This window comes from uncultured Roseovarius sp., from assembly GCF_913057115.1.
Classification (GTDB): Bacteria; Pseudomonadota; Alphaproteobacteria; order Rhodobacterales; family Rhodobacteraceae; genus Roseovarius.
In genome coordinates, this window is the sequence record NZ_CAJXNN010000065.1 from 1 (window position 1) to 9,878 (window position 9,878).

The 9,878-nt window shown below is 62.6% G+C and carries 8 protein-coding genes; 4 read left to right on the forward strand and 4 right to left on the reverse strand.

Annotation, left to right across the window (positions count from 1 at the left end; translation table 11 throughout):
- Together QZ498_RS16700 and QZ498_RS16705 are read right to left on the reverse strand one after the other, a co-directional pair.
- Window positions 1-1,325 (reverse strand): efflux RND transporter permease subunit (locus QZ498_RS16700; protein WP_294624293.1); only part of this gene is annotated, 1,325 nt, incomplete at its 3' end.
- Window positions 1,322-2,551: an efflux RND transporter periplasmic adaptor subunit gene (locus QZ498_RS16705; RefSeq protein ID WP_294624294.1), complete on the reverse strand. Its 1,230-nt coding sequence runs from the start codon at window positions 2,549-2,551 to the stop codon at window positions 1,322-1,324. The genes QZ498_RS16700 and QZ498_RS16705, both read right to left, overlap by 4 nt.
- A 234-nt stretch (window positions 2,552-2,785) precedes the next feature.
- Here QZ498_RS16705 and QZ498_RS16710 point away from each other — a divergent pair, with 234 nt between their 5' ends.
- The 3 genes from QZ498_RS16710 to der all read left to right on the forward strand — a co-directional run bounded on the left by QZ498_RS16710 (window position 2,786) and on the right by der (window position 6,376).
- The gene (locus QZ498_RS16710; RefSeq protein ID WP_294624296.1) at window positions 2,786-3,475 is read left to right on the forward strand and encodes a hypothetical protein; all 690 of its coding nucleotides are present in this window, start codon (window positions 2,786-2,788) and stop codon (window positions 3,473-3,475) included.
- 98 nt (window positions 3,476-3,573) lie between these two features.
- The gene (locus QZ498_RS16715) at window positions 3,574-4,857 is read left to right on the forward strand and encodes a PQQ-binding-like beta-propeller repeat protein (RefSeq protein WP_294624306.1); all 1,284 of its coding nucleotides are present in this window, start codon (window positions 3,574-3,576) and stop codon (window positions 4,855-4,857) included.
- Between the two features lie 49 nt (window positions 4,858-4,906).
- Window positions 4,907-6,376, forward strand: a complete 1,470-nt coding sequence (gene der, locus QZ498_RS16720; protein WP_294624298.1) for a ribosome biogenesis GTPase Der — start codon at window positions 4,907-4,909, stop codon at window positions 6,374-6,376.
- On the opposite strand, the gene QZ498_RS16725 is transcribed toward der, so the two are convergent.
- Window positions 6,373-7,107: a hypothetical protein gene (locus QZ498_RS16725; RefSeq protein WP_294624300.1), complete on the reverse strand. Its 735-nt coding sequence runs from the start codon at window positions 7,105-7,107 to the stop codon at window positions 6,373-6,375. The genes der and QZ498_RS16725 overlap by 4 nt on opposite strands.
- A gap of 166 nt (window positions 7,108-7,273) precedes the next feature.
- Between QZ498_RS16725 and QZ498_RS16730 the strand changes: the two genes are divergently transcribed.
- On the forward strand, window positions 7,274-8,272 hold the full coding sequence (locus QZ498_RS16730; protein WP_294624302.1) for a fatty acid desaturase: 999 nt from the start codon (window positions 7,274-7,276) through the stop codon (window positions 8,270-8,272).
- Window positions 8,273-8,344: 72 nt separating this feature from the next.
- Here QZ498_RS16730 and serS read toward each other — a convergent pair whose 3' ends face one another.
- The gene (gene serS, locus QZ498_RS16735; RefSeq protein ID WP_294624304.1) at window positions 8,345-9,637 is read right to left on the reverse strand and encodes a serine--tRNA ligase; all 1,293 of its coding nucleotides are present in this window, start codon (window positions 9,635-9,637) and stop codon (window positions 8,345-8,347) included.
- Window positions 9,638-9,878 lie beyond the last annotated feature (241 nt).

Here is a 9,878-nt window from a genome sequence, read left to right on the forward strand (position 1 = left end):
GTCGCGGTCGAGCTGACCACCGGCCAGAACATCCGCTTGGCCGAGGCGACATAGGCATGCATCGGGCCTTCGCCCTCGGAAATCCGTTTGTCGGCGTATTCAACCACCACGATGGCCCCGTCCACCAACATGCCCACGGCCAAAATCAACCCGAACATCACGATGTTCGACACCGCCACGCCCATCAGCGCCAAAAGCGCAAAGCACAAAAGGAACGAGGTGGGGATCGCAAAACCCACCAGAAGGGCAGGGCGGATACCAAGGGCTGCCAGCGTCACGACCATCACAAGCGCAATCGCGGTCAGAACCGAGCCTTCCAGCTGGCTGACCATCGAGGCCACGGTGCGCGACTGGTCGTTCGAGGTGCCAACCTCCACCGCCGCCCGCAGCTTGTCGGGCCATTCGGCCTCGGCTTCGGCCACGGTTTCGCGCACCAGATCGGCGGTCTCGATGATGTTGAAGCCTTTGCGCTTCACCACCTGAAGCGCCACGGTGTTCTTGTCATTGAACCGGGCGGTGCCCTTGCGATCCTCGAAGGTCAGGTTGATCCGTGCCAGATCGCCCAATGTGACCACCCGGTCACCATTGGTTTTCACCGGCAGATCGTAAATATCGCGGGTCTCGTCAAAGGACGATGGAATCTTGACCGAAAACGCACCGCTTTCGGTTTCAACTTCACCCGCCGCGATCAACTGATTGTTGTTCTGCACGACGTTAATCAGTTCCACGGCCGTCACATTGTAGGCCTCAAGCCGCAACGGATCGATCACCACCTCGACCATCTCATCGCGATTGCCCGCGATGCCTGCCTCCAGAACCGGCTCAAGCCCCTCCAGCCTGTCCTGTAGATCCTTGGCCAAACGCGCCATGGTGCGTTCCGGCACGGCCCCCGTGAGGTTCACGATGATGATCGGGAATTCGCTGAAATTGATCTCGTTGATCGAGTATTTCTCGGCCCCTTCGGGAAACTTCGCCTCGGCCGCGTTCATCGCGTCGCGGACATCGGCCATGATCTTGGTCTTGTCCCAGCCGAATTCGAACTCAAGCGCCACACCGGCATAGTTTTCCGCTGCCGTCCCGGTCATTTCCTTCAAACCATCCAGGTCCGAAAGCTCGGTCTCCATGACCTTGACCAACAGTTTCTCGCTGTCTTCGGCAGAGATGCCGGGAAACTGGGTCGACACGAAAAGCGCCGGAATCTCGATGTCAGGCTCGCCTTCTTTCGGCAAGCTGACATAGGCAAGGCTCCCCGCGAGAATGGACAGCACGATAAAGGCAATGACCATCCGCGCACGGGCAGCGGCCCAATCGACAATGCCGGTCATTGGCCAAGCTCCCGATAGGTTGGGTCAACCTTGACCCCGTCGGTCACGTATTCCTGCCCGATCACGATGACATTGGCCTGCTCTGGCAACCCGGCAAGCCACACGCCGTTTGGGTTGTCGCGCAGCAAAGTCACCGGTTGAAAGCCCGCACTCTTGTCATCCCGCACCAGGCGGACACCCAATGTGCCTTCGTCGTTCAGGGTCAGCGCTGATTGCGGCAACAGATGCGCCTTGGTGCCGTCGGCCGCGATGGTGATCTCGGCGGTCTGGCCGTCCCTCAGGTTCAGATCAGGATTCGGAACCCGGATATCCACGCGGAAGGTACGCGTCGTGGGGTCCGCTTTGCGCGACAGGAAGACGACTTCGCCTTCCACGCGCCCACCCGAGGCCAGATCGGCCACTGCCAATGCGCCTGTCTTCACCCGCTCAACTTCAGTTTCCGGCACGAAACCGACCAGCATCACGGGATCAAGTTGAATCACCGTGGCGCAAAGACCGCCCGGTTGCAAAAGACTGCCCAACTCGGCGGTGTCGGTCTCCAAGAGCCCTGCGAAAGGCGCCGAAATGGTCAGCCGTTCGATCTCCTTTTCCGCCGCCGCTACGGCCGCTTCGGCGGATTGAATGGAACTGCGGGTGGTGGCCAGACCCGATCGCGCCGATTCCACTGCGGCCTCCGCAGAACTCACCGCTGCCTTGGTCGAGGCCACCCGCGTCTCCGAGGCAAACCCATCCTGAGACAGCGCCTGCGCGGCGCGGTCGTTGATCTGCGCTTCTTCCAGCCGTGATTGGGCCTCTGCAAGACGCGCCCGCGCCTCCGGGACACGGGCTTGCGCCTCAGCCAAACGCGCCTGCGCTTCGGCAAGTGTCGCCTGGCGCGTACCCGGATCGAGCCGACACAGGACTTGGCCCTCATCCACCATTGTGCCTTTGCGCAAAGGCTCGGAATTGACCTGACCCGAGGTTTCGGCCCGCAATTCCACCTGACGGAAGGCTTCGGTCTGACCGCGCAACACCACGGCGCTGTCGATTTCGCGCGCCTGCGATTTGATCGCCACCACGCCGACGGATTCGTATTCCGGCGGCGCCTCGGGGCCGGTTTCATCGCTCGCCTCGGCTTGCGCGGGCTCTTCGCTGCCCATCAGCGCGGCAATCCGCTCACGCTCGAAAACAAAGCCGTAAATCAGCGCCATGACGGCCACTGCGGCGATAATCGGAAAAAGTCTCATCTTTCAAACCTTCCGCACGTACAGAATCGGGCCACCCGAGGTGAAGCGCGGCCCGATTGCACGATATACGCTAAACTGTCTGGTTTAGATTAAACCTTTCTTGCGATCGCTTCAAGTAAGGGTTTCGTGCAGTTCTGCACGCGAATCTGTGCGCCTGCAATGTTGAGGCGGCTGCCCCTTGGCAGGGGCGGGGCTTCGCGATAAGAGGGGGCGACAGCCGTAAGGGGGGCACGCGTGAGCGATACAGACAGCTTTATCGACGAAGTGACCGAAGAGGTCCGGCGCGACCGCCTGTTCGCGCTGATGAAACGCTATGGCTGGATCGCGGCCTTGGCCGTGGTGCTGATTGTTGGCGGCGCGGCCTGGAACGAATGGCGCAAGGCGCAAGACCAGACCGCTGCACAGGATTTCGGCGACACGATCAAAACGGCACTGGAACTGCCCGAACGCGACGCCCGCGCCGAGGCGCTGGCCGCCATCGACGCGCCCGATGCCGGGGGGCAGGCCGTGGTTGACCTTCTGGCCGCCGCCGAACTCGGAACACAAAACGCCGAAGACGCCGCCAGCCGCCTTCTGGCCGTGGCCGACCGCGAAGGCATCGAACCGGTCTATCGGCAACTGGCCACGCTCAAGGCCGTTGCGCTGCCCGGCTCGGGCCTTTCGGTCGAAGACCGCCGCGCGCGGCTGGATGGTCTGGCCTTGTCTGGAGGGCTTGTCCGGCTGTTGGCCGAAGAACAGCTGGCCATGATCGAGATTGAAACCGGCGAAACCGATGCCGCGATTGATCGCCTGACGCAGGTGGCGCAGGACGCACAAGCAACAGCAGGCTTGCGTCGGCGCGTGTCACAAGTGATTGTAGCTCTCGGTGGAGAGATGCCCGAAACCGGACCATCCGGCGAAGGCCAGGGCGACAGCGAAGGCTAAAAACCACCCGCAGGCCAGTTTTGGCCGCGCGTGAATTGTTCGAAACGGGGGCGAGAGCGTTGAAATCGACAGCATTCTTTCTGGGGCTTGCCGCGACTATGGTTCTCACGGCCTGTGATAAACCCGAAGTGATCCTGCAAGGCGAGCGTGAAAACATCCGCTCGATCCTGAGCGAGAACACGCCCGTCGCCGATACCGACACGGAAAACCGGAACCTGCCGCTCACCCTGCCAGCGACCCGCGCGAACGCCGATTGGACCCAATCCATCGGAACACCTGCAACCCGCATCGAGCATCCCGCGCTACGTGCCGCGCCACAGCGTATCTGGTCGGTTAACATCGGCTCGGGCGATGGCCGCCGCACCCGCATCACAGCCGACCCGGTCGTGGCGGGCGGGCGCATCTTCACCCTCGATTCGAAAGCTCAGGTGACTGCGGTCAGCACGGCCGGCGAGCTGCTTTGGACAACCGATCTCACCCCACCCAACGACAATTCCTCGGATGCGTCCGGCGGTGGTCTGGCCTATGGCGATGGCAAGCTCTTTGTCACCTCGGGCTTCGGTTTGCTCACCGCGCTTGACCCGGCCACCGGCGGCCAAATCTGGCAGCAAGACCTCGATGCAACCTCCACCGGCGACCCCGCGGTCAGCGGTGGCCGCGTTTACCTCGTGGCGGGCGACGAAGTTGCTTGGGCGATCGACAGCGAGACCGGCCGCATCGACTGGCGCCTTTCGGCAACACCCGACATCAACAACGTGCTCGGCGGGCCGGCCCCCGCGGTCACCGACAAATATGCCGTCTTCGCCTTTGGCGCAGGCGAACTACAGGGTGCATTCCGCAAAGGCGGGCTGCGCCTTTGGGACGCCCAGGTTGCGGGCGCGCGCGATGGATACTCCAGCGCGCTGATCGACGATATCACCGGCGCACCGGTCGTTGTCGGTGAAACGCTCTATGTCGGCAATCACTCGGGGCGCACCGTCGCCCTCAATATAGCCAATGGTGAACGCCTCTGGACAGCCAACGATGGCCCGCTCAACCGCGTTTGGCCTGCGGGTGGGTCAATCTTCATGGTCTCGGACCGCAACGAGCTTTTGCGCCTCTCGGCTGAGGATGGCAGCCGAATCTGGGGCAAAACCCTGCCGTTCTTCACCAAGAAGCGGGTGCGCCGCCAAAGCCAGATTTTCGCCCACCACGGGCCGGTCATCGCGGGCGGGCAACTGATCGTGGCCTCTTCGGACGAAAAACTGCGCTTCTTCGATCCGCAATCGGGGGCCCTGCGCCGCGCAATCGACCTGCCGGGCGGGGCCACCTCCAACCCGGTCGTGGCCGGGCAGACGCTCTATGTCGTCTCGAAAAACGGACAATTGCACGCTTTCCGTTGACGCGCCGATGCTGTAACAGGGCGGCTTGATCCGCTCCGGAGCCTGAACCATGAGTTTCACCCTTGCCATCGTGGGCCGCCCGAACGTGGGCAAATCCACGCTGTTCAACCGCCTTGTCGGCAAACGCCTCGCCTTGGTCGACGACCAGCCCGGCGTCACCCGCGACCTGCGCGAAGGCGAGGCGCGGCTGGGCGATCTGCGTTTTACGGTGATCGACACCGCCGGGCTGGAAGAAGCCACCGACGACTCGCTTCAGGGCCGCATGCGGCGCCTGACCGAGCGTGCGGTGGACATGGCCGATATTTGCCTCTTCATCATCGACGCCCGTGCCGGCGTGACACCCAGTGACGAGGTCTTCGCCGATATCCTGCGCCGCCGCGCCGATCATGTGATCTTGGCGGCCAACAAGGCCGAGGGCAGCGCCGCCGATGCTGGCGTTTACGAGTCCTACGGTCTGGGGTTGGGCGAACCGGTCCGTCTCAGCGCCGAACACGGTGAAGGGTTGAACGAACTTTATTCGCTGCTGGCCCCGGTGGCCGAAGGTTTCGAGGCCCGGGCCGAGGCCGATGCACCGCAAGTCGAGGTCGACGTCGACGAAGAGGGCGAGGTTGACCCGGACGCACCCACCAAACCGACCATGGACAAGCCCCTGCAAGTGGCCGTGATCGGCCGCCCCAACGCGGGCAAATCGACGCTGATCAACAAGATATTGGGCGAAGACCGCCTGCTCACCGGACCCGAGGCCGGGATCACCCGCGACTCGATTTCGCTCACGCTGGATTGGGAGGGGATGCCGACCCGCATTTTCGACACCGCCGGGATGCGCAAGCGCGCCAAGGTGCAGGACAAGGTGGAAAAACTGTCGGTGGCCGACGGATTGCGGGCGGTTAAGTTCGCCGAAGTGGTGGTAGTCCTGCTCGATGCCGCCATCCCGTTTGAGCAACAAGACCTGCGCATCGCCGATCTGGCCGAACGCGAAGGCCGTGCCGTGGTGCTGGCGGTCAACAAATGGGATGTCGAGACCGATAAACAACAAAAACTGCGCGACCTGCGGGAGGCCTTTGAGCGCCTTTTGCCGCAACTGCGCGGCGCGCCCTTGGTCACCGTCTCGGCCAAAACGGGCAAGGGGCTGGACCGGTTGCGCGCCGCTGTCGAAAAGGCCCATGATGTCTGGAACACCCGGATTTCCACCGCGCAACTGAACCGCTGGCTAACCGGCATGGTCGAAGCGCACCCGCCCCCCGCCCCCGGCGGGCGGCGGATCAAGCTGCGCTATATGACCCAAGCCAAAACCCGGCCCCCGGGGTTCGTGGTGATGTGTTCCCACCCCGACAAGCTGCCGGAAAGCTATTCGCGGTATCTGGTCAATGGCTTGCGGGAAGATTTCGACATGCCGGGTACGCCCATTCGGCTTCACATGCGCTCGCAATCCTCCAAGAACCCCTACAAGAACAAGAAGAAAGCCGGGCCGTCAAAGCTGCGCAAGCACATCCACGGACGCGGTGGTGCACAGGGTTAGCGCTTATCAGGCCTGTTCAGGCCTTCTGCGCGCGAAAGGCCTGCATGGGCCTGCCAAGCGCTGAAGCCCAACATCACAATGCCTGCGGTACTAAGCGCGATGACCGCCCAGTTCGCTGGTCCAAGATTGGCCACCACCACGCCGATCAGCGCCCAGATCACCGCGCCCGCATACTCGGGCGTATCACCGCGTAGGGCCATGACGACCAAGCCTATCACCAGCGCCAGAACGATCATTGCCAAGGCCGCCAAACGCTCACTCACCACACCGTGTCCGGCCAGCATCAGGCCCAAGGCCACGCAGGAGGCCGCCGTCAGCCACCCAGCATAAAGCGCAATCGGCGTGCGTAGCCAAACCCTGTCGCCCGCACCCGCGCTCAACAGCGCCCAAAGCGCCGTGACCAGCATCACCCAGATCAACACCGTCGCCCAAAGCGGCGACATCTGTGCCACCGGGATCCAGGCCGCGCCGACAACGAGACTGACGATCAGCGGCCAGCGCATGGCGTCCCAGCCCTGTGCCTCGGCGCGTTTGAGCAGGCCAAACACCGCACCCGCAAAAAGCCAAAGGTAGATCACTCCCCAAATGGCAAAAGCATAGCCTGCGGGTTGTACCGGCGGGTCAACCTGCGGAATCGGGAATTGATCGGGCCGAAACCCGGCAAACCCATCCGTGACCAAGGGTGACAGGGCGAAGGCCATGGCGGCGGTCACCACGAAGATGGCTTTCATGCGTTCCATTCCCAAGATTTGGGGCGCGCCTTGCCAGTGGTCAATGCCAATGGGGCTAGATTCCCGCTATGCGGGTCTTGCCCCGTCGTCAAAGCGACACATCTGATGTGTTAGGCCGATGTATTGAAGGGCCTGTCCCATGGTTTCCAATTGCAAGAGGCATGCCATGACCGCCGATGAGATCAAGATTCATACTCGCCACTACGCCCGCAAAAGCGATGTTTTGGGCGCGCTGTCGCTGCTGGCCACCTTCGCGGTCTATATCACCGCGCTATGGATAGGGTGGGCGCATGCGGCCAATCCCTTGATCGCTGTACCGATGGTCGTGGTGCTCGCCTTCGCCTCGGTGCGGCTATACGTTTTGCAACATGACTGCGGACATTACTCCCTGTTTGCCACCCGTCGCTTGAACGATTGGGCAGGGCACCTTCTGTCGCTGCCGTCGCTGACGCCCTATCGGGTGATGCAGTACAATCACAACCTGCACCACGCCTACCTTGGCAACCTCGACCACCGCGAAACGACCGAGGTTTACACCATGACCCTTGCCGAATGGCAGTCGGCACCATTGCGACGGCGGCTGTGGTACAGGCTCTATCGCAACCCGGTGCTAATGCTGGGGCTTGGCGGGATTTATGCCTATTTCATCGCCTACCGCTGGCCGATGAATACCCGCAGGGTCGGTGCGCTGGGCGTTGTGGCCCATAACATTGCGGTTCTGGCCTATGTCACGACGATCTGGTGGGCGCTTGGCGCGGCGGGCTTGGCTATCTGGGCGGCCAGTGCGGTTCTGGCCGGGGCGATCGGCGTCTTCCTCGTTTACCTGCAACATAATTTCGAGGAGACATACTGGGACCGCAAACCCGATCTGGATTTCCAAAAGGCCACGCTTGAAGGGTCAAGCTCGCTCGACCTTGGCTGGCTTTGGGACCTTGGCACCGGCAATATCGCCTATCACGACCTGCACCATTTCAACCCCGGTATCCCCTCCTACCGGCTGCGCGCCTGTCAAAAGGCGCTGCCCGAAGAACTGCGCCCGCACCAGCCCATTCGCTGGCCCGAGGCGCTGCGCTCGTTTCGTTTGAAGCTCTGGGATGAAGAGGAGGGGCGCTTGGTCCCCTTTCCCAAATCGCGCACCATACCCGGCGCGCTGCCCGCTGAATAGGCGGGGCAAGGGGCTTTGCCCCTCGGCCTTTGGCCTCACCCCAGGATATTTTGGGCCAGAAGAAGGGGGGCGTTACGCCAGATCCCCTTCGGCGGTCAGCTTGGTCTTGCCGCGCAGGTAAGGGTGCAGCACCTCGGGCAGGGTGACCGAGCCATCGGCCTGCTGTCCGTTCTCCAGCACCGCAATCAGGCAGCGGCCCACCGCAAGGCCCGAGCCATTGAGCGTATGCACGAACTGTGGCTTGCCGCCGCCCTCGGGCTTGAACCGGCCATTCATCCGGCGGGCCTGAAAATCCCCGCAGACGGAAACCGAGGAAATCTCGCGGTAGGTATCCTGCCCGGGCAACCAAACCTCGATGTCATGGGTGCGCCGCGCGCCGAACCCCATGTCGCCGGTACACAGAACGATGGTCCGATAGGGCAGGCCCAAGCGTTCCAAAATCCCCTGCGCGCAGTCGGTCATCCGGTCCAGCTCATCGCGGCTGTGATCGGGGTGGGTGATCGAGACCATCTCGACCTTCTCAAACTGGTGCTGGCGCAGCATGCCTGCGGTGTCCTTGCCCGCACTGCCGGCTTCCGAGCGGAAGCACTGCGTATGCGCGACGTAACGCTGTGGCAGGCTGGCTTCCTCCACCACCTCGCCGTTGACGATATTGGTCAGTGGCACCTCCGCCGTCGGCACCAGCCACCAGCCATTGGTCGTCTGATAGCTATCCTCGCCAAACTTCGGCAACTGCCCGGTGCCATACATCATGTCATCACGCACCAGCACCGGCGTCCACGTCTCGGCCAGCCCATTTTCCTCAACATGCGTGTCGATCATGAACTGCGCCAAGGCCCGGTGAATTCGCGCCACCGCGCCCTTGAGCACCACAAAGCGCGAGCCCGACAGCTTCGCGGCCAGTTCAAAATCCATCCCCGGCACCACGCCCTCAAGCTCAAAATGCTCCTTCGGGGTGAAATCGAACACCTTGGGCGTGCCCCAGCGGTGCAGCTCCACGTTGTCACCCTCATCCTCGCCATCGGGGATATCATCCATCGGCAGGTTCGGCAGACCCATCAGCATATCGGTCAGCTTCTGGTCCAATTCCTTGGCCTCAGCCTGCATCGCCGCCACCTCGGCCTTCTTCTCACCGACCAGCGCGCGCAGCCGCTCAAACTCCGCCTCGTCGCCCTTGGCCTTGGCGGCACCCACCTCCTTGGAGGCCTTGTTTTGCTCGGCCTGCGCGGTCTCTGCGGCCAAAATCTTGGCGCGCCGCGCCTCGTCCAGCTCAAGAATGGGGGTTGAGGCCCCCTCGACCCCCCGGCGGGCCATGGCGGCGTCAAACTGGGCGGGGTTTTCACGGATCGCGCGGATATCGTGCATGGGTCTTGTCCTCGAACCTCTGAGTCGTCGCCCGCCTTATGCCCCAATTTTCGGGGGAGGTGTAGGGTATCTGGGCCGACGATAGGGCAGAGGGGGTGGGGTTTGGTGAATGGTGGCTTCAGGCATCGGGTTTGGGCGGATCGGGGGGCGTGTAAATGTCGGGGTCGGCCTGCCACTTGCGCCATTCGGTTTCGAAGTCTTGAGGTGGCAAGTTAAATTTTGGCCAATGTTTTGGCCAGCT